The organism is Pseudovibrio sp. W64 (assembly GCF_001623145.1).
In the GTDB taxonomy this organism is placed as follows: Bacteria; Pseudomonadota; Alphaproteobacteria; order Rhizobiales; family Stappiaceae; genus Pseudovibrio.
On record NZ_LMCI01000043.1, the window covers coordinates 105,886 to 131,392 of the forward strand.

The 25,507-nt window shown below is 51.4% G+C and carries 18 protein-coding genes; 12 read left to right on the forward strand and 6 right to left on the reverse strand.

Annotated features, from left to right (window positions below; genetic code table 11):
* Nucleotides 1–68: 68 nt before the first annotated feature.
* The 3 genes from PsW64_RS24500 to PsW64_RS24510 all read left to right on the forward strand — a co-directional run bounded on the left by PsW64_RS24500 (nucleotide 69) and on the right by PsW64_RS24510 (nucleotide 2,819).
* Nucleotides 69–452, forward strand: a complete 384-nt coding sequence (locus PsW64_RS24500) for a bleomycin resistance protein (protein WP_063305312.1) — start codon at nucleotides 69–71, stop codon at nucleotides 450–452.
* Nucleotides 453–644: 192 nt separating this feature from the next.
* Nucleotides 645–1,898 (forward strand): tyrosine--tRNA ligase, encoded by a 1,254-nt coding sequence (tyrS, locus tag PsW64_RS24505; protein WP_063305313.1) that lies wholly within the window; start codon nucleotides 645–647, stop codon nucleotides 1,896–1,898.
* A gap of 159 nt (nucleotides 1,899–2,057) precedes the next feature.
* Nucleotides 2,058–2,819: a class I SAM-dependent methyltransferase gene (locus PsW64_RS24510; protein WP_063305314.1), complete on the forward strand. Its 762-nt coding sequence runs from the start codon at nucleotides 2,058–2,060 to the stop codon at nucleotides 2,817–2,819.
* Here the strand turns inward: PsW64_RS24510 and PsW64_RS24515 are convergent.
* Nucleotides 2,812–5,982, reverse strand: a complete 3,171-nt coding sequence (locus tag PsW64_RS24515) for a YhdP family protein (RefSeq protein ID WP_063305315.1) — start codon at nucleotides 5,980–5,982, stop codon at nucleotides 2,812–2,814. The genes PsW64_RS24510 and PsW64_RS24515 overlap by 8 nt on opposite strands.
* 296 nt (nucleotides 5,983–6,278) lie before the next feature.
* Here PsW64_RS24515 and bcp point away from each other — a divergent pair, with 296 nt between their 5' ends.
* The 3 genes from bcp (at nucleotide 6,279) to PsW64_RS24530 (ending at nucleotide 9,042) form a co-directional block, all read left to right on the forward strand.
* Complete coding sequence (gene bcp / locus PsW64_RS24520) at nucleotides 6,279–6,776, forward strand: thioredoxin-dependent thiol peroxidase (protein WP_063305316.1); 498 nt, start codon at nucleotides 6,279–6,281, stop codon at nucleotides 6,774–6,776.
* A 3-nt stretch (nucleotides 6,777–6,779) separates the two neighbouring features.
* Nucleotides 6,780–7,667 carry a ferritin-like domain-containing protein gene (locus PsW64_RS24525; protein WP_063305317.1) on the forward strand — a complete coding sequence of 296 codons (888 nt, stop codon included), beginning with the start codon at nucleotides 6,780–6,782 and terminating at the stop codon, nucleotides 7,665–7,667.
* A 154-nt stretch (nucleotides 7,668–7,821) separates the two neighbouring features.
* Nucleotides 7,822–9,042, forward strand: a complete 1,221-nt coding sequence (locus PsW64_RS24530) for a M23 family metallopeptidase (RefSeq protein ID WP_063305318.1) — start codon at nucleotides 7,822–7,824, stop codon at nucleotides 9,040–9,042.
* A 72-nt stretch (nucleotides 9,043–9,114) separates the two neighbouring features.
* Here the strand turns inward: PsW64_RS24530 and prfB are convergent.
* The 3 genes from prfB to PsW64_RS24545 form a co-directional block, all read right to left on the reverse strand.
* Nucleotides 9,115–10,246, reverse strand: a protein-coding gene (gene prfB / locus PsW64_RS24535; protein ID WP_153042426.1) for a peptide chain release factor 2 whose coding sequence is annotated in 2 segments (ribosomal slippage) — nucleotides 9,115–10,176 and nucleotides 10,178–10,246 — 1,131 coding nt in all. Because the reading frame shifts where the segments join, the coding sequence is not laid out codon by codon here.
* Between the two features lie 149 nt (nucleotides 10,247–10,395).
* Nucleotides 10,396–12,846, reverse strand: a complete 2,451-nt coding sequence (locus PsW64_RS24540; protein ID WP_063289049.1) for a penicillin-binding protein 1A — start codon at nucleotides 12,844–12,846, stop codon at nucleotides 10,396–10,398.
* Between the two features lie 268 nt (nucleotides 12,847–13,114).
* Entirely contained in the window at nucleotides 13,115–14,368 is a 1,254-nt protein-coding gene (locus PsW64_RS24545; protein WP_063289050.1) for an N-acetylmuramoyl-L-alanine amidase, read from the reverse strand.
* Nucleotides 14,369–15,171: 803 nt separating this feature from the next.
* On the opposite strand from PsW64_RS24545, the gene PsW64_RS24555 reads away from it, so the two are divergent.
* Nucleotides 15,172–18,192, forward strand: a complete 3,021-nt coding sequence (locus PsW64_RS24555; RefSeq protein WP_063305320.1) for a ribonuclease E/G — start codon at nucleotides 15,172–15,174, stop codon at nucleotides 18,190–18,192.
* Between the two features lie 55 nt (nucleotides 18,193–18,247).
* Here PsW64_RS24555 and PsW64_RS24560 read toward each other — a convergent pair whose 3' ends face one another.
* A complete protein-coding gene (locus PsW64_RS24560; RefSeq protein WP_063289053.1) occupies nucleotides 18,248–19,390 on the reverse strand; it encodes a pyridoxal phosphate-dependent aminotransferase in 1,143 nt (380 codons plus the stop codon).
* 185 nt (nucleotides 19,391–19,575) lie between these two features.
* Between PsW64_RS24560 and PsW64_RS24565 the strand changes: the two genes are divergently transcribed.
* The 5 genes from PsW64_RS24565 (at nucleotide 19,576) to aat (ending at nucleotide 24,916) form a co-directional block, all read left to right on the forward strand.
* Entirely contained in the window at nucleotides 19,576–21,018 is a 1,443-nt protein-coding gene (locus PsW64_RS24565) for a M48 family metalloprotease (protein WP_063305321.1), read from the forward strand.
* A gap of 51 nt (nucleotides 21,019–21,069) precedes the next feature.
* The gene (locus tag PsW64_RS24570; RefSeq protein WP_063292429.1) at nucleotides 21,070–21,813 is read left to right on the forward strand and encodes a DsbA family protein; all 744 of its coding nucleotides are present in this window, start codon (nucleotides 21,070–21,072) and stop codon (nucleotides 21,811–21,813) included.
* Between the two features lie 523 nt (nucleotides 21,814–22,336).
* Nucleotides 22,337–22,813, forward strand: coding sequence for an acetyl-CoA carboxylase biotin carboxyl carrier protein (gene accB, locus PsW64_RS24575; RefSeq protein WP_063292428.1), 477 nt, complete (start codon nucleotides 22,337–22,339; stop codon nucleotides 22,811–22,813).
* A 14-nt stretch (nucleotides 22,814–22,827) separates the two neighbouring features.
* On the forward strand, nucleotides 22,828–24,195 hold the full coding sequence (accC, locus tag PsW64_RS24580) for an acetyl-CoA carboxylase biotin carboxylase subunit (RefSeq protein WP_063289054.1): 1,368 nt from the start codon (nucleotides 22,828–22,830) through the stop codon (nucleotides 24,193–24,195).
* Nucleotides 24,196–24,226: 31 nt separating this feature from the next.
* Nucleotides 24,227–24,916, forward strand: a complete 690-nt coding sequence (gene aat / locus PsW64_RS24585) for a leucyl/phenylalanyl-tRNA--protein transferase (protein ID WP_063305322.1) — start codon at nucleotides 24,227–24,229, stop codon at nucleotides 24,914–24,916.
* Between the two features lie 13 nt (nucleotides 24,917–24,929).
* Here the strand turns inward: aat and PsW64_RS24590 are convergent, their stop codons facing one another.
* Entirely contained in the window at nucleotides 24,930–25,475 is a 546-nt protein-coding gene (locus PsW64_RS24590) for a DUF2155 domain-containing protein (RefSeq protein ID WP_063289056.1), read from the reverse strand.
* Nucleotides 25,476–25,507 lie beyond the last annotated feature (32 nt).

Genomic DNA, 25,507 nt, shown 5'->3' on the forward strand with positions numbered 1-25,507 from the left:
TTTGGCCATTGCAAAGTATTTCGCACCCTCCAAAATATACCAATTACATTCATATTTTAGAGAAAACAATGACTGCAGCAGCCGACACAATTGAACTTCTCCCCACGCTCCCTTCCCTCAACATTCAGGAAACAAAAGCGTTTTACGCAGATAAGCTCGGCTTTACCAACGTCGTTTACGAACAAGACGACTTTCTGATTCTGCACAGAGACACTTTGGAAATCCACTTCTGGCTCACCACAGAAAAGCACTTGTGCAACAACAGCAGCGTTTATTTCCGTGGAGGACCTATCGCCGATCTTCACGAAGAATATCGCCAACTCGGACTTCCGGAAGACAGCAAGAGCGAACCCCGCTTCACACCACTCGCCAAACGCCCCTGGGATATGGAAGAGTTTTACATCCACGACCCTCACGGCAACCTGTTGAAATTCGGTCGCATTCCGCTCTGAGCCAAACAAGCAGGAAACATCCTTGCATTCTGATGATGCCATCCAGCAAGCCCAAGTGCCAAATTCTCAGCGCAATCCCAAATCCGCAGCATAGCATTTGGGCTTTCCAGAAAAAACGAGTGAATCCCGCTGAAAACTCAGGTATAGACCTTTCAACTTGGAAATACTCAGTAATTTGAACAGGCTTGACCAATGAGCTCATATAAATCCGAATTTATGCGGACAATGGAAGAACGCGGCTTCCTGCACCAACTCTCTAACGCCGAAGGTCTGGACGAACTTTGTGCGAAAGAGACCGTAACCGCATATATTGGCTTTGACTGTACAGCCTCCAGCCTGCACGTTGGCTCCCTTGTACAAATTATGATGCTGCATTGGTTCCAGAAGACCGGCCACCGTCCGATTACCCTCATGGGCAGCGGTACAACACGCGTTGGCGACCCGACCGGTAAAGACGAGAGCCGCAAAGTTCTGACCGATGAAGACATCGAAGGCAACAAAAACGGCATCAAACAAGTCTTTGAAAAGTTTTTGCAATTCGGTGACGGCCCATCTGATGCAATGATGATGGACAACGCCGACTGGCTGCTCAAACTCAATTACATGGACTTCCTGCGTGATGTTGGCCGCTATTTCTCCGTCAACCAGATGATCCAGCGCGACAGTGTGCGACTGCGTCTGGAACGTGAGCAGCACCTGTCCTTCCTCGAGTTCAACTACATGCTTCTGCAGGGCTACGATTACCTCGAAATCCATCGCCGCACAGACTGCCGCCTGCAGATGGGTGGCTCTGATCAGTGGAGCAACATCCTCTCTGGCGTAGACCTTGGTCGCCGTCTTGCAGACAAAGAACTGTTCGCCCTCACCACCCCGCTGCTCACCACAGCATCCGGCGCAAAGATGGGCAAGACCGCAGCAGGCGCAGTATGGCTCAACGCAGACATGCTCAGCCCCTACGATTATTGGCAGTTCTGGCGCAACACCGAAGATGCTGACGTTGAGAAGTTCCTGAAACTCTTCACCATTTTGCCAATGGACGAGATCAAACGTCTGGCAGGAATGGAAGGCGCTGAGATCAACGAAGCCAAGAAGGTGCTGGCAACCGAAGCCACCGCCCTGCTCCATGGCCGTATCGAGGCTGACAAAGCTGCTGAGACGGCTCGTAAGGCGTTTGAAGAAGGTGCCAATGCCGCTGGTCTGCCAACCATCGAGATTGCTGCTACAGAGCTGAAAGAAGGCCTCGGCATCCTCAACGCTTTCGTAACCGCTGGCCTGTGTTCTTCCAACGGAGAAGTCCGTCGCAACATCAAAGGCGGCGCTGTACGCATCAACGATAAGGCGGAGCAGGATCATAACCGCTCTATCACCGACGCTGATCTGACCGATGATGGCGTGATCAAGCTTTCCCTTGGCAAGAAAAAACATGTTCTTGTAAAGCCTGTCTAACAAGCTGACATCACAGTGATTTTAACAAGGCCGGGTCATGCACCCGGCTTTTTCTTTGCCTGCAAAACACTGCAAGTTTATGCAATTGCAGCCAGTCAACTGCACCTCGAACTAGCCCTGATAGCCTAAACTGCTGCCCTTGTATTCAGGAGCAGCCCCATGGCGATGCAGGATTGGAACGCACAGCAATACTTGAAGCACGCAGCCTATGTCGCAGGCTTTGGGCAAGACGCACTTGAGTTGCTCGCTGTGCAGCCCGGAGAAAGCATTTTGGACCTGGGATGCGGTGAAGGCACGCTGGCCCAGGAAATTCAAAATCGAGGTGCAATCGTAACCGGCGTCGACACAGCAGAAGACATGCTCCTGCAAGCGAATGAGAAAGGCATCAAGACCTGCCTCATACCTGCGGAAAACCTCAATTTTGACAAGGAGTTCAACGCAGTTTTCTCCAACGCAGCCCTTCATTGGATGCAGGATTACAAGGGCGTCATCCGCGGTGTTGTGAAAGCTCTTAAACCGGGAGGTCGGTTTATTGGTGAAATGGGATGCGATCGAAACTGCCGCATCATCCGGTCTGCAATGGAGAACGTGTTCGCCGAAAACCCTGCTTTCGGCCCCTACAAGAGCCCCTGGATTTTCCCACCACCCGAAACGTACATGCGCGCGTTGAAAGAAGCAGGTTTCTCAGTCACCTACCATACAGAAATCGAACGCAGGACACCGCTGGAAACAGGAATGAAGGGATGGTTGCAACTCTTTACCAGCAGCCTCACAGAGCAGCTGAGCGAGACCCATAAGAAGCGATTTTACAAAGAGACTATCAAGCATCTCAAACCGCTACTTTATTCGAGAAGCAGAGGATGGGAAGCAGACTACGTTTGCATGCGCTTTGCAGCCTACCTCCCTGTGGCCTCTACTTGAATTCAAAGATACGGCGGAACACACCTGGTGCGATTGCAGAGACTGGATTAACCTGGAACTTAGGCTTCTCAAAGGTGCCATCCAGCTTATAGGTCACTCCAAACAGCCCTTCATCAGAAGAACCTCCACCCAGGATGAGACCAATCACCGGCAGTTTCGCAAACAGGTTGTTCAAGGCATAGGCAGGAACAAACGTACCAGCCATATCCAGCTGACGGCTCTTCAGATTTGCATTCCCGCTAAAGGTCCCACCAATGATAGCACCGCTCAACGTTCCCTTGGAAACATTCAGAATGTCTCCTCTGCGCGAAAACTGCATGCGCATCTTTTGGAAAGACGCCTCACCAGAATTCACTGCAGCAGAATACACTTCACTGTTCCGCGTTCCGCGGATTTCCTTCGGCTCGATCCCTTTCAGCGCTTTAATCGCAGGATCTTCGGTGATGGAAAAATCATTTACAGTCAGCTGACCAGCCCAGTTGGTATCAGTCGGCATCTGGATATCCAAACGCCCGTTACCACCGCGCATACGAGGGAACAGATCCATAAATCGCAGGAATTCACCGGCATTGTTCAGCTTGCCTTTTGCAAAGCGATGCTTCCCCTCACCGCCAACAGTGAAATTGAACTGACCACGGCTTGAAGTTGCGCCCGAAACAGCAAGATTAGCAGCGCTTTGCCCACGAAAGAGCCCATCAATCCGCACGTTTTGAGCCTGTACACCTCTGAAACCGATCAGGCGCCTGAATGTCAGGTCAACCGCAATCACATCTCTTTTGCGCTTTGCCGAAGCAGCTGCATTATCGGCCCCAAACGAATCCAACAGGGCACGGCCATCAAAACGGTCCGCATTCATGACAACCTGATACCCACCACCACGGCGCGGACGAATGGTCATCTTGGCTTTGTCATTGGGGCGCAGATTGAACGCGGAGAAGTCAGCAAGCGCCAGCTTTCCATTGCCATCAATTTTTAGATTGCCACGAACTTCAACACCTTCAGAAAGGAATGAGAAGTTATGGAGCGTCCTGGCATTGCCATTTTTTGTCACACGGAACCTTGCGGTTGCACGTACACCAGACGCCTTGCTCCAGCCAACCTCACGAACGTTGATGGCAGCTTTTGAAAGGTCCAGTTCAAACACCTGCGCGCCGCCACTGTCTTCATAGCTGACTTTCACAGAGCCTTTGACATAGCCCTGAAGATCAACACCGTAGTCTGTCAGATCCTTGGCATTGGCAACAAACGTCACGCCCTGACGGTCTTCAGCTCCACTGCCATCGCGGCTGGTGCTCAAATCAATCTCAGACTGGAAGCCATTCAGCTTCCCCTTGCCGGAAATCTGGGTTTGCTTTGTATCCGCCTGAACGATCAGGTTTGCATTTTCGATGGTCTGGCCTGAGATTTTCGCTTTACTGCTGAAGTCCTTCAGATCCAGATTGGCGCGCCACTCAACATCCTTAACCTTGAGATTCTTGAGGAGCGGGAACGAGGCTTCAACACGGACTTCACCCATGCCAGAAAGGTCTGCTGGCACGACACTGAAACCCTCTAACGCATTTATAGGTTCAGCGTCAGCTAGCACACCCAAATCATCGGCACGCCCCGTCAGTAGCACAGACAGTTCAGCAGGCAGAGCCCCTGGTGTTGCGATATTCTTGATCGCAAACTGAACCTCTGGCACCTTAACGATGTTCCCGTCTTGCATACGGAAATGACCATTGCTGCCGGAGATCGAAAAATCTTCATTCTCGATCTTGCCGGTCCCGGTGAGATCCCGCACCACAGGCAGAGTTTTGAGTGCTTTGACTGAGCCATCAATCACATCAAAGGACGCCGTAAGGCCGTCTCCCTGCCACGCAGGCGTACTCCGGTCGCCATCAAAGGCTTCCGGCCCAAGCGCCAGATCTAAGGCAATGTTATCAACCCGGCCAGGGCCAAGGTGATCAATCAACCAGTTTCGGGTTTTTGGTGCTGTAACTGTCGGCCAAACCTGCAACACTTCGCCAAAGCTCAGGCTTGGGCTGTAAACGGATAGCGCAAGGGACGGTCCCGGTTTCCCGTAGTAGAACGATCCAGCAACATTAATGTCAGCATCAAGCCCGACAGCACGAGCTCGTTCAATAGAAATCAGGGAGTTCGTCGGATCAAACGTGCCAGATGCATAAGCATCAGGGAACAGCAGCGGCGGCGACTTTACATCAGCAGGCGCCAATACGATCTCTCGGGAACCAAGCGAATAGTTCCACTCAGCGCCTTCAGTTACAGGTGGCTGCACAACCCCACCAAACACAACGCGTGTGTTTTTACGGCGCAGATAAGATCGTCCGATGATAATATCGGGATTATCGCGCTGCAAATTGAGATCCAGGAATGCTTCGTCGACGGTAATTGAATTATCTGGAGCAGTGCGGATGAAGATTGGAGAGGTACGAACATTCATGTCCGCACCAACAAACTCACCAGTCGCCCAAAGTTCAGCATTCGCTTCAACAAACAGACGCGTATTCGCCAGCTTGTCATCACGAGCAAAACTGTGTGTTGGCAACAAATCTCGCAGCGAGGCATCACGTAGATTGACGGAAATGTTTCTCACACCAGTTTCTGGTGTAACAGTGCGCTTCAGATCCCATGACCAGTCGCCTTCACGGCCCACGATCTTTGCATTTACTGCAAAGGAGAGATCATCCAGCAGCACGGCATTTGCATCAATACCATCGGCGACAAACTCTTCACCCTGCGCGTTGATCACCAGTCGCCCATACTCAATAGCAACTTTCTCAAGATGCCAGCGTTTGAGCTCCTCAACAGCAATCACACTAAACTTGTCAATCGCCACCACGCGATTTTGCACCCGTGGCAAAGGCTCCGATCCACTCGCCAGCTTGATCGTTGCAGAAGGCCGTTCCAGCGCGACACTGGTGATTTCCAGATCACCGGTCAGCAGCCCAGACAGATTGATGCCGATTTCGGCTCGTGGGAGCAACACAGTCGCTGCTGTGCGACCTTTGACGCGAATAAGGGAGTCTTCCAGAAGAATACGGCTGCCGTTTTCACCAAACAGATCAAACTGCGCACTACCAACGGTGACATTCAGCGCTTTGCTCTCAAACTGTTTGATTGCCCAATCCACGAGGTAGGGAACAGAAAACGGGCCACTCATCACCCGGTAACCGCCAAAACCAAACGCTATAAAGAGAAAAACGCAAACAACACCCCATATTACGCGTCGCTTAAAACGACGTGTAACAGGAGAGCTCTCAAGCTCTGCTGTATTCCCAACATCAACAGCCAGAATCTCATTCCCTGTTTTAGTGGTACGTTCGATTTTGACCGAATCGTAACCTGCTATAGCATCGCGTGATCACAGGTGCTCTGCAAGATTAATTGCTTATCTACACCATACTCAAAAAAACGGCGTCCCAAGAGACCAAATGGCACCCCAGGAGCAAATAAAGAATGCCTGATACGAAAGATGCGACACCTTCCTTACCGCAGGAAGGCATGCTGGCACCGGATTTTACCTTAGCCACAGATTCGCAAGGACAATTCACTCTATCAGAACAAACTGGCCAGTCGGTCGTCGTTTATTTTTATCCAAAAGATGACACACCAGGCTGCACAAAAGAAGCAATTGCCTTTACCGAAAATGCGGCTGAGTTTGAAAAACACAATGCTGTTATCATCGGCATTTCGCCCGATACACCACTAAAGCATGACAAGTTTAAGGCGAAACACGGACTTAACGTCACACTTGGGGCAGATATCGAGAAAGAAGTTTGTCAGGCCTACGGGGTCTGGGTGGAAAAAAACATGTACGGAAAGAAGTACATGGGCGTTGAACGCTCCACATTTCTCGTTGATAAAGAAGGCAAGATTGCCAAGATTTGGCGTAAGGTCCGCGTTCCCGGCCACGTCGAAAAGGTCTTGGAAGAATTACAAGGTCTGAGCCAGTAAAGAATGCCAAAACTTCCGGGCAACAATGATGCGGATGCGTTTGCAGGGCAAGCGCATCTCACCCTCCCTGAAAACACCTGCGTAAAGTCTCTTAGAGACGGCGCCCGCCAAATCCTCGAAACACCTGATTTGGATATGAAGGTCGCGCTTGCCTACTACGTCGCAAATCAATGGTTCAAAGGCGCCCTGTCCATTTCCCGTGGCACAGGTGAAAGGCCCATGCCGGACCGCCCTGGTCGCCCAGCAAAACCCGAGCTCCTTCCACCTCGAGACATGCCCAAACGCGCAGTTGGAGGGAAAAACGGCAAGATCGCCCTGCTCCATTCTCTGGCACATATCGAGCTCAATGCCATCGATCTCACCTGGGACCTGATCGGCCGCTTTACCCATGTGCCCATGCCGCGCTCCTACTATGACGACTTTGTCCGCGTTGGATTGGAAGAGGCAAAACATTTCACGCTCATTCAAGAACGCCTTGCAAAGCTTGGGCACGCCTATGGCGATCTTCCAGCACATGACGGTCTTTGGCAAGCAGCCCAGTCAACCGGCAAAGACCTGATAGCACGTTTGGCAATTATTCCACTCGTGCTCGAAGCCAGAGGCCTCGACATCACCCCATCCATGATCGAGAAGGCCAACGCCACAGGCGATGAAGACACTGCCAGCGTGTTGCATGTGATCTATCACGATGAAAAAGGACATGTTGCCTATGGAGCGAAATGGTTCCGCTTCATGTGTGACAGACACCGTGTACGCCCTGAGCCACACTTTCAACAGCTCGTAAAACAGCATTTTAAAGGACCACTGAAGCCCCCATTTAATGACAGAGCAAGATCTGAAGCAGGTCTCACTCCGGGCTTCTATCGACCGCTCATCAAATTGACCCAATGATACACTGCACTTAGACTTTATTAACCATAACTAACTTTAATTGAATTTAACAAATCATTTCCAGTAGGCAAACTGAGCAAGTGGTCATCCGATGAAGCTTTCCAGGTGCAGTGAGTTTTCTAACAATTACAACCAATTGAAATTGGATGGCCCAATGTGGCTTTCGCGCATCACATCTGAGCTGCGCGTAATTCCTCCGATGGCCTATTGGGTTTCCGGTCTTGCGGCAACGGCGGTCGTCTCCGCAGTATTGGCAAGCAGCTTTCAACAGTCTCTCAGCGAGATGCGGCTTAATTCAACATTATCCAGAGAATTGGCGCTCCGTGAAAACTATGAAAGCGAAATTCGGGATCTCAAATTTCAGCTCGGTGAGATGCGCGGACGGTTGGATCAGGACACATCAGGTCTAAATGCTCCCGCTCGCAAACAACAAGCACAGCTATTGCGACAGTTTCAAGAAATTGAAGCCCTGGTTACGCTGGCGGAGCAATCAAACCTTGTCCTCTCCGCTATCCCGCCCTCTCCAAAGCGCAAACCTCTTCAAAGAGACGTCAGCGCGACCAACACCCACAAACTATCGTTTGCATCACAAAAAAGCGGTGCGCCATTTGATATTCTGAAAACACTGTCAAGCAAGCAGTCCACCGCGCCACAGCCAACTGCCCCTCGCAAAGACTTCTATGCAAAGCAAGCACAAGGGCAACTCTTGCTCACCGCTTACACACAAGCGGCTATAGACGACATTAAACGTGCAAACACGCTGCTTAAGAAAGCCGGCGTTGCACAGCCTGTCTTTGTCACCCCAAGTTCATCTGCTGGCGGCATCTATCAGGACATTGGGTCTGCTGATTTAGATAGCAGTATGATTGCAGCGCGCCGGATCATTGAACAACGCATAGAATTAAATACCAAAGTGGATGCTCTGCCATTTGGCCGCCCGCTCTCCAGCTTCAATATCTCCAGTGCGTACGGAGCCCGAACAGACCCGTTCCTCGGCAAACCCGCGATCCACACTGGTCTGGATTTCAAAGCACCTCGCGGAACCTCAGTCAAAGCAACCGGCACCGGCATTGTCTCACTCTCACGGTACAACGGCGGCTACGGCCTTTCCGTGGAAATCGTACACGACAACGGCCTCGTTACCCGCTACGCCCACATGCACAAGCTACTCGTTAGCGAAGGCCAGCGCATCAATATGGGCGATATTATAGGTACTGTCGGCAATACGGGCCGCTCAACAGGCCCTCATCTCCACTACGAGGTGCGCCTCAACGACAAGCCAGTCAATCCAATGCGCTTCATCCGTACCGGCGACAGGCTAGCAGCAATTTTCAAGCCCAAAAAACAAACCAAAATCGCACTCAATCTGCCTTAAGACCATTCGCAACACAAAAAGCCCCGAAACTGAGTTCCGGGGCTTCTCTAATTCATTACAGAAGATTAAGGCTTAGTCGAGATCTTCAACCGCGGCAGGCGCGTTGCCGAAGGCACGGTGCGCCAGCGTTGCTTCCATGAATTTATCCAGGTCGCCATCCAGAACGTCAGAAGGCGTAGTGCTTTCCACGCCAGTCCGCAGGTCCTTCACAAGCTGATATGGCTGCAGAACATAAGAGCGGATCTGATGCCCCCAACCGATATCGGTCTTGGAAGCAGCATCCTTGCTCGCCTGATCTTCACGGCGCTGCAACTCAGCCTCATAAAGACGTGCACGAAGCATGTCCCACGCAGTTGCGCGGTTTTTATGCTGTGAACGCTCACTCTGACACTGAACTACAATACCTGTAGGATTGTGCGTAATACGAACAGCAGAGTCAGTCGTGTTCACGTGCTGACCACCAGCACCAGAGGCACGATAGGTATCAATGCGGCAATCGCTTTCGTTGATCTCGATATTGATGCTGTCATCAATAACCGGATAAACCCAGACGGACGCAAAGGACGTATGACGACGTGCATTGGAGTCATATGGCGAGATGCGAACAAGACGGTGAACGCCTGCTTCGGTCTTCATCCAGCCGTAAGCATTCTCACCTTTAACAAGCAAAGTTGCAGACTTGATGCCAGCCTCTTCGCCGTCATTGTATTCCATCAGCTCGACCTTATAGCCGTGCTGCTCACCCCAACGACGATACATGCGCAAAAGCATGCTGGCCCAGTCCTGACTTTCAGTACCGCCCGCACCGGAATTGATCTCGATATACGTATCATTTCCGTCGGCTTCACCAGAAAGCAAGGACTGCAACTGCAGCTTATTGACCTGTTCCAGCATAGCTTTCAAAGCAGCTTCAGCCTCGTCAACAACGGACTGATCATCTTCCATCTCGCCCATCTCAATCAGTTCCTGATTGTCAACGAGATCCTGCTCAAGCTTGCGAACACCGCCAATGCTGTCATCCAGTTGCTGACGTTCACGCATCAGTTTTTGCGCATTCGTCGGGTCATTCCAAAGATTTGGATCTTCAGAAAGCGCATTGAGTTCATCTAGACGGACAAGTGCAGTGTCCCAGTCAAAGATGCCTCCTCAGCAGGCTTATGGCCTGCTTGATTTCGTCGACGATGGCCTCCATTTCGGCGCGCATCGGATACCTCACTTTTTTGAAAAACAACTGTGCAGTCAGTAACACTGCGTCGGGTGCGAACATAATCGCAGCAAACGATTTCCGCAATCAGCCAGACCACAGAAACTGTGGGCTGGTCATGCAGTTAGCAAGGCCAGCCCATGAAGTTTTTAGTAAAGTCCACCTGTGCCGGACATAACGGCGCGCCCGGCTTCCGGAGACAGATCCTGACGGATACCAATCTCATCCTGAAAGCCAATGACAGAGTAACTGTCTGGTGGCGATGTGCCTGGCTTGAAGGATTCCAGAATTGTACCCGGAGCCCCAGCACCAGCCCGCAGACCAGTACGGCGGTTGATAGATACCAGACGCAATCCGCTTGGAACACGGAACTCCAATGGAGGCGCATCCTTCAGAGCATCTTTCATGAAGGCCGTGAAGATTGGTGCCGCAACCTGACCACCAGTCGCACCGCGGCCCATTTTGCGCGGAGTATCATATCCAACGAACACACCTACAGTCAGTTCTGGCGTAAAGCCAACGAACCATGCATCACGCTCATCATTGGTGGTACCAGTTTTACCAGCAACAGGACGGCCAACAGCTTTAACACTTGTCGCCGTACCGCGCTTGACCACACCTTCCATCATGGAGGTGATCTGGTAGGCGGTCATAGGATCAAGCACCTGCTCACGAGTATCAATAAGCTCGGGCTCTCCCTGATTGCTCCAATACTCTTCGGAGCAATCTGTGCAAACAAGCTGATCGTTCTGATAGATAGTCTCACCATAACGGTTCTGGATACGGTCAATCAGAGTAGGCTGCACTCGGCGCCCGCCATTGGCCATCATGGAATAGGCCGCTGTCATGCGCATCACGGTGGTTTCGCCTGCACCAAGAGACATGGAGAGCACCGGCATCATATTGTCATCAATGCCAAAACTGCGTGCATATTCAGCAACTAGATCCATGCCCATGTCCTGAGCAAGTCGAACAGTCATCACGTTACGGGACAGTTCAATACCTGTACGCAGAGTAGACGGACCGTAGAACTTGCCGCCATAGTTCTGTGGCTTCCAGGGGTCCTGCCCCGGTCCTTGTTCAATCTCAACAGGCGCATCGAGCACCACTGAAGACGGCGTATAGCCATTATCCAGCGCAGCCGCATAGACGAACGGTTTGAACACAGAGCCCGGCTGACGCCAAGCCTGCGTCGCGCGGTTAAACTGGCTTTCGGCGTAGCTAAAACCACCAACCAACGCCACAACGCGGCCGGTATTCGGATCCATAGCAACAATGGCGCCTGAAACCTCAGGCACCTGCCGCAGCACATACTTGCCACTCGCCTGACGCTGAACGTAAATCACGTCGCCCGGGCTTAATACTTCTTGCACATTGCGAGGAGCACGTCCATTGACGCGAGCCCATTTCATATCACTCAGGGAGAGATCTGCACGGACACGCTCAGTAGAAAGTTTCCGGTTTGCCATGCGCTTTGGACGAAGACCTACAACGGCTTTCTGATTACTCACAGACAGAACCACCGCACTCGTCCACTCAGGGACATCGTTCAGCGTCTGAACTTTAGCTAGAGCCGCGCCCCAGTCGCTGGAGGTGATTTCAATCGTGCTGATCGGACCCCGCCATTTACCGCGCTTATGGTCAAAATCTACCAAACCGTCACGCAGCGCCTTACGCGCCTTCAGCTGCATGTCAGGATCAAGGGAAGTACGAACGGACAGACCGTCCTCATAAAGCTTCTCTTCACCGTACTGACCGGCCAACTGGCGTCGCACAGCCTCAGAGAAATACTCAGAGCCTTTCACGAGGTTACCGGTTGGACGCAGTTTAACGTCAAGAGGCTTGGCCTTAGCTTCAATACCTTCCTGAACTGTCACATAGCCGTTCTCAACCATACGGTCGATAACCCAGTTCCGGCGCTCAATCGCACGGTCCCGGTAGCGGTAAGGGTGATAGTTGGACGGGCCTTTAGGAACAGCAGCGAGATACGCAATCTCTTCAAGCTCAAGCTCGTGAACAGATTTATCAAAAAGGATCAGAGAAGCAGCACCAACACCGTAAGCGCCAACACCGAGATAAATCTCATTCAGATAGAGCTCAAGGATCTCTTCTTTTGTAAACGCTTGCTCGATACGCAGAGCAAGAAGCGCTTCTTTGATCTTGCGCTCATACTTCTGCTCACCAGTCAAAAGGAAATTCTTCGCAACCTGCTGCGTAATCGTGGACGCACCAACAAGGCGGCGACCAGACCCACTGTTACGAACGTTTGTGATCACCGCACGGCCAATGCCCCACGGGTCGATCCCGATGTGTTCATAAAAGTTCTTATCTTCAGCAGACAAGAAAGCTTGCTTCACACGGTCCGGAATAGCCTGAATCGGAATAAACAAACGCCGTTCACGCGCGAACTCATACATAAGATGACCATCAGCAGCATGCACACGTGTCATGACTGGCGGTTCATAATCCTTCAGCGCGGTGTAGTCCGGCAGATCCTTGGCTATGTCATTGAGATAAATCCACAATCCGGCAGCTGCAATCAGCCCCAGAACAACTGAAATCCCAAAGAGATATCCAATGAACTTTAAAAATAATCTCATATTCGGGCTCGTTTGCTTTCCCGCTAAGAATGTTCGTGTCGTGAAGCCAGCATTCCAGAGCCAGTTTCAAACGCCGTTCCTGATGCATTTCCCGTTAAGGGTCAAGAGGTCTCGTCCTGAATGAATGCAGCAGAATCGAATCCAGACTTCACTGTTACAGTTTGGCACCCAATCGCTTTTCATTATGGCAAAGCTGAGGCAGGAACTTAGTCTTTATCCCACTGCAGCAGCGACATATACGCACCCGAAAAACAATCACACCAACCAGCTATTGCTGCGCAATTCTAGCCCGAAAGAAACCGTTCGTCGCTTGAACAATCGCATCCGACACGCGTTCCCGCCACTCATCAGAACCTAACATTTTCTCATCCAGATTATTGGAAAGAAATCCAAGTTCAATCAAAACAGACGGAACATCGTGACTTTTCAGCACTTGAAACCCCGCAGAACGAAGCGGATTTTTAATAACTGTTGTGGCGCTTTTAAGTTCTTCAACCACCAACCGTGCAAAATGAATTGAAAAATTCTTGGTTTCACGGCGGGTGAGCTCGACCAAAATATCCGTAACCTCTTCAGGTTCATCAGAAAAATCGACCCCGCCAATCACATCCGAATAGTTTTCACGGCGCGCCAGCGCAGCCGCCATCCGGTCAGACGCCCGCTCTGAAAGAGTGTAGATTGAGGCCCCACGCGTCGTCTCTGCCCCATTTGTGATCGAATCCGCATGAATGGAGATGAACAGATCAGCCCCTTTCCCACGCGCCAGCTTGGTCCGGTTCCCCAAAGAGATGAATTTATCATCATCACGGGTTAGATAGACCTGATAGTAGCCAAGTTTATCCAGTTTCTCTTTCAAAAACCGGCCAAAATTCAGAACGATCGCCTTTTCAAGGGTACCATTACTGCCAACCGCACCAGAATCAACACCGCCGTGCCCCGGATCGATAATGATCACGGGCAGATCGTTTTCAGCCGTTACAGCTGGCTCTTGAGTTTCTTGCTTTGAAACAGATGCCGTCGCCCCTACAGGCTGCGCATGAGAGGTGGCCAGACCAACTGCAGCTTCAAACTCATCAGGAGAAGATTCGGTCAGATCAATAACCAGCCGTGTTGGTTGCTCTTGTACGCCGGGCAGCAAAAAGGTTTTATCTAGAGCGACTGGAGAATTGAGGTCCAGTACTACCCTGGAACGCCCTTTGGAGATGGAGCCATACCGCCAGGACCGAACCAGCCCCCGCCCTTTTGGCACGAAATCTCTTGGAAACTGGAAGGTGACAGACGGCAGGTCAATCACCAACCGATAAGGGTGAGACAAGAATGAAAGGTTATATCCAACCTCACCATCCATATCCAGAATGAAGCGCGTCCGTGCCAGATCTCCGGCAACACGTGCATCAGAAACGACCGAAACCGCATTTTGCGCCGATACAGCATTACTCATGGCAACTGTTGCAATGAGAGAAAACGCGACACAATAAAAGCTGAGAGCACAGAACCTGAATGCATGACTGATGCGGCTCACCTTTTCACTCCCCTATAGAAACACTGGCAATTTAGTTTAAATCAAGTTGAACGATTAAAACACGATTAAGCGAAAGTCACCCCGCCAAACCTATCATTAAGCATTGATTAACAACTGCAGCTTTCGTAGCAAGACATCGCCAGATCGATTTTCCCAAGCTTGCCAAGCGTCTCGAGGGATCGTAAAAGGTTTACTAGGACTTCGATTTGGAATTGTTCCGTAAAGTTGTGAGCCATATTTTTTGAAGCTGATATCCTGAGATTTTCGCAGTTTTCAAACTGATCGAAATGTTTCAAAAAGCCCATATGAGCCATTTGTGCCGTTTCCGGTTTGTTGATGAGGATACGGTATAAACCAACTGGAAGAGCAGTCTGCTCGAGAGCCAAGACAGAGTTTTGCCGTGACATTTTCGGTCATGGCGGGTTGTGAACAGATTTTCTGTCGCTTTGGATAAGTGCTTTATCCCCGAATTTTCGGAGAGATACGGCAGCTAGGCGCAGGAACAGACGTTTACAGATTGGAAGCCTGAAGAAGCGCTTCCATTTCAAGCATACCGCCTTATGGCGGTCAAAAGAGATCATTAAGGGCGAACGGTTTGTCAAAGCTACGCGCAAATACAAATGAACATGAGTTAAGAAGCAGTGCGCCGACGTGTCAGTCGGTCCCTTCTTGCCGTGGTCATGCGCGCCGCCGTCTCTCCTTTTCTACTAGCAACTTACATAACAAGTTGACCGACCTGACGATGTACAAATCTCAGCGCCACTCGCGCCGTCTTCAGTGTTTGGTCCTAAGGAACTCACTTCATGGCAAACAAGATGCTGATAGATGCGACCCACCCGGAGGAGACCCGGGTTACGGTCGTGCGCGGGAATCGGGTTGAGGAATTTGACTTTGAAGCCGCAAACAGAAAGCAGCTTCGCGGAAATATCTACCTAGCTAAAGTCACACGAGTAGAGCCATCACTTCAGGCCGCTTTTGTTGAATATGGTGGCAACAGACACGGGTTCCTCGCCTTCAGCGAAATCCATCCGGATTATTATCAGCTCCCGAAAGAAGATCGGGAGGCCCTTGAAGCTCAGCTTGCAGCCGAAGCAGCTGCAAACCAGCGTGAACGTGCCCGCAGAGAAAAAGAAGAAGCAAAGCGTGAAGCCGAAATTCAGAAGGTTGCTGCAGCGAAAGCCGCAGAAGCCTCTGAAGATGTTGTTGCTGAGCTGATCGAAGCTGAAACCAGTGCTCTGGAAGCAGAACACGAGGCCGAAGCTCTTGCCAGCATGGATGCTCCTTTCCAGGATGACAGCATCGAGGATATCGAGGCGGAAGCTGCGGAAGAAGACGAAGCTGGCAATTCTACAGCGCAAAAAGCAAGCGCTCGTGATGCAACGGCTGCCAAGCCTTCTTCAAAAGAGCCTGTAGCTGAGACTGATACTGCTGAAGACACAGAAGCTTCCGACAAAGCCGCATCAGAAGACGCGACTGAGGAAACTGCAGAAGAGACATCTGAAGCTGAAGAGCAGGATGATAACGAAGAGGAAGCGGAAGAAGAAGTTACCGCACGCCCTCGCCGTCTGCGCGACAACTATAAGATTCAAGAAGTCATCAAACGCCGCCAGCTGCTGCTGGTACAGGTCGTGAAGGAAGAGCGCGGAAATAAAGGCGCTGCTCTGACAACATACTTGTCCCTCGCTGGCCGTTACTCTGTTCTGATGCCAAACACCGACCGTGGCGGCGGGATTTCCCGCAAGATCACGAAGCCAACAGACCGCAAGCGCCTGAAGCAGGTTGCTGGTGATCTGGATGTGCCGAACGGCATGGGCGTTATCCTGCGTACAGCAGGCGCCAGCAGAACCAAAGCAGAAATCAAGCGTGACTTTGAATACCTCCTGCGTCTTTGGGAAAATGTCCGCGAACTGACCCTTGATTCAGCAGCCCCTACCCTCGTTTACGAGGAAGGCAGCCTGATCAAGCGCTCTATTCGCGACCTGTACAACAAAGACATTGATCAGGTTATGGTCTCTGGCGAAGAAGGCTACCGTGAAGCGAAAGACTTCATGCGCATGCTGATGCCAAGCCATTCCAAGAATGTTCAGCCTTATCGCGATGCAACGCCAATCTTCACCCGTTTCGGTGTAGAAGCCCAGCTCGACGCAATGTTCTCACCGCAGGTGACGCTGAAGTCCGGTGGCTACATTGTCATCAACCAGACAGAAGCGCTTGTTGCGATTGATGTGAACTCTGGGAAAGCAACCCGCGAACAGAACATTGAAGACACAGCTCAGGCAACCAACCTGGAAGCCGCAGAAGAAATTGCACGTCAACTTCGCCTGCGCGACCTCGCCGGTCTTGTGGTTATTGATTTCATTGATATGGAAGAGAACCGCAACAACCGCGCAGTTGAACGTCGCCTGAAAGAATGTCTGAAGTCTGACCGCGCCCGCATTCAGGTTGGCCGCATCTCACATTTCGGCTTGCTCGAAATGTCACGTCAGCGCATCCGCACCGGCGTACTCGAAAGCTCATCAGTTGTTTGCCCACACTGCCATGGTTCTGGCATCGTGCGCTCAGTAGAATCTGTTGCTCTGCACATCCTCCGCTCCCTGGAAGATCAGCTGCTGCGTGGCTCTACTCACAACTTGAATCTGAGCACGCCAAATGAAGTGGCGATGTACATTCTCAACCAGAAGCGCCATCACTTGATGGATCTGGAACGTCGTTTCGGTCTGGAAATCTCTATTCTCGGAGACGACACCGTCACCGAACAGCACTTCACTTTGGAGCGTGGCGAGCTTGCAACACCAAGCGAGCGTACGCAGCCTCTGCCAGCTACAGTTCAGCCGGACACCATCTTCCCCGTTGAGGAGGAAGAAGAAGAAGAAATTGTTGAAGAGACTATAGAGGAAGAGAAGCAAGAAGCAGCTGATGAGGACGGCAATGATCGTCGTCGTCGCCGTCGTCGCCGTCGTCGTCGCACTGGCAACGAGAAAGACGAAGCTGAGCAGCAGGAAACAACATCTGCGAGCGCTGAAGAGTCGTCTACTGAAGAGGACACATCCTCTGAAGAAAAGTCAGCTGACGCGGACTCTGCTGAGCTAACAGACGAAGAAGAAGATCGCCGCCGCAAGCGTCGCCGTGGTCGCCGTGGTGGCCGCCGCTCTCGTCGCAGAAGCGCATCTGATGAAAACGGCGAGAACGGTGAAAGCTCCGAGGAAGCAGAAGGCTCAAAAGAAAGCTCTGCGGACAGCGTTGAAGAGATCATCGCAGAAGCAAAATCTGAGACCGCAGATGAGGCAGTAGCTGTAGAAGACACTGCTACTCCTGCAGAGCCGGTAACAGAGGCTGTAGCTGAAGAAGAGCCGAAGAAAGAAACCCGCAAGCCTCGCCGTCGTCGCAGAGTAAAACCTGCACCTGAGGAAACAGCTGAAAAGGAAGCTTCTACAGAAGCAACCGAAGCCCCTGCCCCACAGGCAGAAGAAACTTCAGACGTCGCGGTGAAAGAAGCTCCGGCAGAAGTGGCAGTACAAGCAGAGCAACCTGCAGAAGCTCCGGCAGAACCAGTAAGCAAGTCTGCAGAACCAGTTGCTGAGCAGCCTAAAGAAGAAAAGCCTGCGGAAGTCGCTAAGGTTGAAGTGAAGGAAGAAGCTCCGGCTGTCGAGGCCCCTAAAGCTGCAGAAGCAGAAGTTGAGGCCGAAGCACCAGCGAAACCGAAAGCGCCAACCAAACCGGTTGTGACATCGCATAAGGTTGTTGAAGGGGAAACTGTTGCCGTTGAAGGCGATGATGACTCGCCGCGCCGCACAGGTTGGTGGCAACGCCGCTCTTTCTTCTAAGAAGAAACAAGTTCAAAAAAAGCCCGCTCTACTGAGCGGGCTTTTTTATTGCCTGTTACTTGAGCCAGTCTTCCAACCGCTCCACCGCAAGCTTGATATCGGACTCCTTCCCCGCAAAGGAAAAGCGCATGTATTGATTCCCGCGCGTCAGATCGAAATCCACACCGGGCGTCGCTGCAATGTGTGTCTCTGCCAACATCTTCTGACAGAACTCCATGGAATCGTTGGTGAGCTTTGAAACACCGGCATACACATAGAACGCACCATCAACCGGCAGCACATCAAAACCAAGCTGAGGAAGATGATCAAGCAGCACCTGCCTGTTGGCAGCATATCCTGCCTTGATCTTCTCATAATCCTCCGTCGCATCAAAAGCAGCGGCTGCAGTCACCTGCGCCAGCTCTGGAGGCGAAATGTAAAGGCTCTGCGCAATCCGCTCAATCGGACGCACAAGCACCTCAGGCAACACCATCCAGCCAATACGCCAACCTGTCATGCAATAGTATTTGGAAAAGCTATTGACGATGATCGCCTTGTCCGTAAAGCGGAGCGCCGTCTCCTCCTCCATATCATAGGCAAGCCCATGGTAAATCTCATCGGAGATGAACCACAGATCCATCGCCTCACAAGCTTCAACCAGTGCCTTGAGAGCATCAGGAGACATCATGGTCCCGGTTGGATTTGCCGGACTGGCCACAAGCACGCCCTTTAGCGGCTTCTCCTTATGCACAGCCTCAAGAATCTCAGGGGTAAGCGACCAGCGCGTTTCCGGGCCGACCTCAATCTCCACACACTCCAGCCCTAACACCTCAATAATATTGCGGTAGGCCGGATAGCCCGGAGATGTAATTGCAATGCGGTCCCCTCTGTCAAACCCGGCAAGAAACGCAAGGTTAAAACCGGCAGAAGAACCCGTAGTTGCAAAAATGCGAGATTCTGGAACCTCTAATCCAAAGGTTTGCTTATAGTAGCGAGCAATGCTCTTCTTCAGCAACGGAATGCCCTGCGCTTCCGTGTATCCCAATCGGCCAGAAGACAGGTGGTCATGCGCAACCTTCAAAACCGAGTCAGGAACAGGCGCTCCCGGCTGCCCCACTTCCATGTGCAGCACATGTTCTCCGCTTTGCTCAAGGCGGTTGGCAGCATTCAGCACTTCCATAGCTTGAAAAGGCAGGACTTCACTACGTTTTGATCCCATTAATACTGACAAATGCATTCCCTCTTATTTCTTCTTCTCAGAGCCTGTGCTTTAATTTTTCGGGCTACCTAGCAATTTTGCCTAATAACTGCCTATCTTGGGTGGTTAAGGCTTATTTGAAAGTCTATGTAGTACTTTAAGTGCGAACCGCTCTGCGCCTGCCAAGCCAATTAAGGGGACTTGACGTGCAATTTAAGAACAATGCATTGAAACGTGTGATTGAACCAGTCAAATCACAAGCAACAAAGTTTGCGCGCAAAATTCTTATAACAGCAACCGCACTTTCACTGGTTGTACCTAATGTGGCAATCACCACAGCTCAAGCTCAACAAAAGAAGGGGCTCCCCCTCGTTCGCGATGCAGAAACTGAAGATCTGCTGCGCGAATACGCCAAACCGATCTTCCGGGCAGCTGGACTTCCTGCCAATCAGGTTGAGATCATTTTGGTCAACGACAAGAGCTTTAACGCCTTTGTTCCAGACAGCCGCAGGATGTTTATCAACCTCGGCGTCATTATGGATGCCAAAACGCCAAGCGAAGTGATCGGCGTGATCGCACACGAGACCGGCCATATTGCTGGTAACCATCTGGTTCGCATGCGCCAGGCAGCGTCAAACGCACAGATCATGTCTGTTATCGGCATGATCCTGGGTGCAGGCGCTATGGCAGCAGGTGCAACCACGGGCAACAGCTCTATAGCCCGCGGTGGTGCAGCAGCTGTCTCCGGTGGCGGAGCGCTCGCCCAACGAAGTTTCTTGTCCTATCGCAGATCTGAAGAATCATCCGCTGACCAGGCAGCCCTGCGCTACCTCGATCGCGTCGGTGTATCTGCCAAAGGCATGCTCACAACATTTGAACGCATGGCGGATCAGGCTCTGTTTTCAGCGCGGTATGTAGATCCATACGCGCTCAGCCACCCCATGCCGCGCGCCCGTTTCAACGCCCTTCAAAACAAGGCTCAAAAGGCGAAGCACTTTAACAAGAAAGACCCTGAGCGCCTTCAGCTGAAGCATGACATGGTCAAAGCCAAACTGCTGGCATTCACCAGTCACAGAAACTCAGTTTATCGTGCCTATCCGGAAAGAGACAAAAGCCTCCCTGCGCAGTATGCCCGTGCTATTGCCAGCATGAGGTCCGATAAAGCGTCAAAAGCTGTCAGAAAAATTGACGCCCTGATCTCAAAAGCGCCGGAATATCCGTATTTTTATGAAATCAAAGGACAGGCGCTGCTCGAAGGCGGCAAGCCGAAAGCCGCAATTGCGCCATTCCGTAAGGCGCTGGCGCTTTATCCTGGCAATCCGCATTTTGAAATCTGGCTGGGCTTCGCAATGGTCGCATCCGATGACAAGCGATACCTGAAAGAAGCAAAGAGCATTTTGACCAGAGCTCTGCGAAAAGACAGATATTCCATGAACGGCTATGCGCAGCTTGCAATCGCAAATGCCCGTCTGGGCGATATCGCTGGAGCAGATCTGGCAACCGCTCAAAGCCATATGACCCGCGGCGATGTTCGCAGCGCACAGCGCTACGCAAAACGCGCTCAGAAAAAATTGAAAGTCGGCTCACCCGCCTGGCAACAAGCTGACGATATACTGTCAGTCAAAGTGCCTCAGCTCAGACGCCGCTAACAAATCAGACTGATAAAAATCAAGCACCCGAACAGGGTTACAGGAGACGTCATGAACAAACTCATTCGCAGAGCTGCGATCACATGTGCAGCAACGTTCGCCCTGCTGCCAGCAACTTTTTCTGCACAAGCAGAAACAGTGAACCGCGCTGAAGTCGAAACAATCATCAAGGAATACCTTGTCGCAAATCCGGAAATCGTGCTGGAAGCGCTTCAGGAACTTGATAAGCGCCGCCTCGCAGAAGAAGAAAGCGCACGCAAAGGCGCTATCTCCAGCCTCTCTGATGAGATCTACAACAGCGACTACCAGATTGTCCTCGGTAACCCAGACGGCGACGTCACGCTCGTAGAGCTGTTTGACTACAACTGCGGTTACTGTAAGCGCGCACTGTCTGACCTTGTTCGCCTCGTAGACGAAGACAAGAACCTCCGCGTTGTCTTGAAAGAATTCCCTGTACTGGGCAAAGCATCTCAGGAAGCTGCACGCGTTGCGATCGCAGTTGCTGAAGTCGCACCAGAAAAATACGAGGACTTCCACCTCGCACTTCTGGGCCAGCCTGGCCGTGCAAACCTCGCGAGCAGCCTGAAAGTTGCGAAAGATCTCGGGATCTCTGATGCAGATCTGGAAAAATCAATGAAGTCCAACCGCGCCGCTGAAACCTTCCAGGAAGTATTCACTATTGCTGAACAGCTCGGCATCACCGGAACCCCTTCCTACATTTTGGGTGAAGAAGTGATTGTTGGAGCCGTCGGCTACGACACTTTGAAGGAAAAAATTGCAGCTGAACGCGAGTAGATTGGTCCCAATCGCGCATATCAACGCATTTTCGCAGCTTTATCCTTAAGAACTCAACTCAGAGCGGACAAAGGTCTTTTCCTTGGTCCGCTCTGACCATATAAGAGGGCCAGTTATGTTTATTTGCCTGGCTACGCTTTACCAATACGTCAAGTAAACCTAGCTTATTACACAGAGTTTTTGAGAACAGATTGGTTGCGTAGGCGCAACTACATTTGTGTACTTCTGAGTAAATCAAAGCGTTATGTGCCTTTCTGCGCTAATAAACATGATATTGCCTTATGCTCAGCCTAGGCACTCCGGATGCATACTTTTTAAAAGACAGCATCTCGCAAATAGAGAATTAATGGCTATCTAAGCAGTTAATAACCAACTGCTTGCGTAGTTCATTCAGTCAGAAAGTCCGCATTTGCTCTGAGCAATTGGATTTTCACAGATTATTAAAGGCCATCCTTGCTGCACAGTCGCTTTGGGGGCCAAACCGAAGGCTCCTGGCATTAGTCAGGGCATTTCGAACTGGACGATGAAAACGATGACGAAAGAAACTAAGTTTGATCAGGAAATGATCCGCCAGCTTGCAAATGTGCTGGACGAAACCAACCTGACCGAAATCGAAGTGGAACAAAAAGATCTCCGCGTTCGTGTCGCTCGTCAGCTGACAGTGGGTGCAGTGGCACCAGTAGCAGCACCTGCTCCTGTCGCTGCGCCGGCACCAGCAGCGGCTGCACCTGTAGAGATTGCAGTTTCTGCAGATGCTGCAAATCATCCGGGCGCAGTAACTTCTCCAATGGTTGGCACAGCCTATCTGGCACCAGAGCCAGGCGCGTCAGTCTTTATTGAAGTAGGCAAGTCCATCAAGAAGGGCGACACCATTCTGATCATTGAAGCGATGAAGACCATGAATCAGATCCCTTCACCAAAGTCAGGCACTGTGACTGCAATTCTGGTTGAAGATAGTCAGCCAGTTGAATTCGGCGAACCACTTATCATCATCGAATAACAGGCGAAGTCTCTATGTTCTCAAAGATCCTCATCGCAAACCGCGGCGAGATCGCACTCCGCATCCTTCGGGCATGTAAAGAGCTTGGCATTCGCACTGTTGCGGTCCACTCTACTGCTGACGAAGATGCGATGCATGTGCGCCTTGCTGACGAAAGTGTTTGTATTGGTCCGCCGGTAGCGCGCGACAGCTACCTCAACATCCCGCAGATTCTGGCAGCCTGTGAAATCACTGGCGCCGACGCTGTGCATCCCGGTTATGGTTTCCTGTCCGAGAATGCACGCTTTGCGGAAATTCTTGAGGCACACGGCATCACCTTTATCGGCCCTACCTCAGAGCACATCCGTGTGATGGGCGATAAGATTCAGGCGAAAACCACGGCAAAAGAACTGGGCATTCCAGTTGTGCCGGGTTCTGATGGTGGCATCACTCCTGAAGACGACGTCCATGCAATCGCTAAGGAAATCGGTTACCCGGTTCTCGTAAAAGCGGCAGCAGGCGGCGGTGGCCGCGGCATGAAGGTCGCCCTGACAGCTGAAGATCTGGATACTGCGATCTCAACCGCACGCTCCGAATCCAAAGCAGCCTTTGGCGATGATGCTCTGTACATGGAAAAGTACCTCGGCAAACCACGCCACATTGAGGTGCAGGTACTGGGTGATGGTCAGGGCAATGCAATCCACCTTGGTGAGCGCGACTGTTCTTTGCAGCGCCGCCACCAGAAGGTATTCGAAGAGTGCCCATCCCCTGCGCTCAATGAAGAGCAACGGATGGAAATCGGCGAAGTTTGTGCAGACGCTATGCGTAAGCTCAAGTATCGCGGTGCAGGTACAATCGAATTCCTCTATGAAAACGGTGAGTTCTACTTCATTGAAATGAACACCCGTTTGCAGGTGGAACATCCTGTAACCGAGATGGTAACCGGCATTGATCTTGTGATCGAACAGATCCGCATCGCTGGTGGTTCTACTCTGTCAATCAATCAGGAAGAAGTTCGCTTCTCTGGTCATGCGATTGAGTGCCGTATCAACGCAGAGCATCCTCTGACCTTCGCACCATCTCCGGGCACAATCACCTATTACCACCCACCGGGTGGTCTGGGCGTGCGCGTAGATTCAGGCGTTTATCAGGGCTACAAAATTCCTCCACATTATGACAGCCTGATCGGTAAGTTGATCGTTCATGGCCGGACCCGTGTGGAATGTATGATGCGCCTGCGTCGTGCTCTGAGCGAGTTTGTGGTTGATGGCATCAACACAACTGTTCCGCTCTTCACAGAGCTTCTGGACAATCAGGATATCGCCAACGGCGCCTATGATATCCATTGGCTTGAGAAGTTCCTGGAAGCGCACATCGCAGCACAGAACTCCGAAGAAAACTGAGGAGATTTAGGGAGGTCAAAAGCAGGACAGCATGGAATTTAAGATTACCCCACAAATTCTGCTTAAAGCATACGCTTGTGGCATCTTTCCAATGGCTGAGACTGCTGACTCTCCTGATCTTTTCTGGATTGATCCCGAGCGGCGAGGTATCTTGCCGCTCGATTCATTTCACATCCCCAAACGGCTCGCCAGAACCGTCCGCTCCGACAAGTTTGTCGTTCGAGCCTCCCGTGATTTCAAGGCAGTAATCTCTCACTGCGCGACAACCACCTCAGAGCGCAAAGAGACATGGATCAACACTGAGATCCGCAAGCTCTACACTGCACTTTTTGCCATGGGGTATTGCCACACAATCGAGGTCTATAACGCCGCTGACGAGCTCGTTGGCGGCCTTTACGGTGTATCACTGGGCGGTGCGTTCTTTGGGGAGAGCATGTTCTCACTGGAGCGGGATGCCTCCAAGGTTGCCCTTGTGCATCTGTATGGCCGTCTGCTCTATGGAGGCTACAGGTTACTGGACGCTCAGTTCGTAACAGAACATCTGGAACAGTTCGGGGCGACAGAAGTTCCCAAAGAGCAGTATGGCAAGTTGCTGGAAAATGCGCTGATGGTACTCGGAGATTTTCACGCACTACCGCAGGAAAGCTCTGGCAAATTAGTGCTGCAGATCATCGAGGATATGCGCCCTGCTCCACCTAAAAACAAAAACGGCCTCATCTGAGAGGCCGCATCATTTACCGCAGTGTTGCAACAACTTTCGGTCGTGGCACCGGAATTTCCCCTGAAGAAACAAAGTCCTTACCAGCAAGATCATCCTCTTCAGAAACAAGATCAACAGCTGGACCAGCATATCCTTCTGGCGGTGGCACAGAAGTCGTTTTCTTACAGTTGATCAGCCAGATGTCATAGACACTGTGCTCAACGGCATGAACACCAGGGTTACTTGCGAACATCCAGCCACTGAAAATCCGACGAACTTTACTGTCAAGCGTAAGCTCATCAACTTCAATAAACGCAGTGGTTTGAGAGGCTTCTGTCCGAGGGCGGGAATTACAAACGCGCGGCGTTACCTGAAGCGCACCAAACTGAACTGTCTCATCAATATAGACATCAAACGTGGTAATGCGGCCGGTGATCTTATCCAGCCCTTTGAACACTGCAACCGGGTTTTTAATTGGTGTCTGAGCTTGTGCAGGCAATGCAAATGCTGCCCCACCAATCAACGCAGCAAGTGCGCAGGATGCAGCGCGCCCAAGATATTTACGCATTGTAAAACCCATAAAACTTTCCAGCAGCTAGTGATTCAAACGCC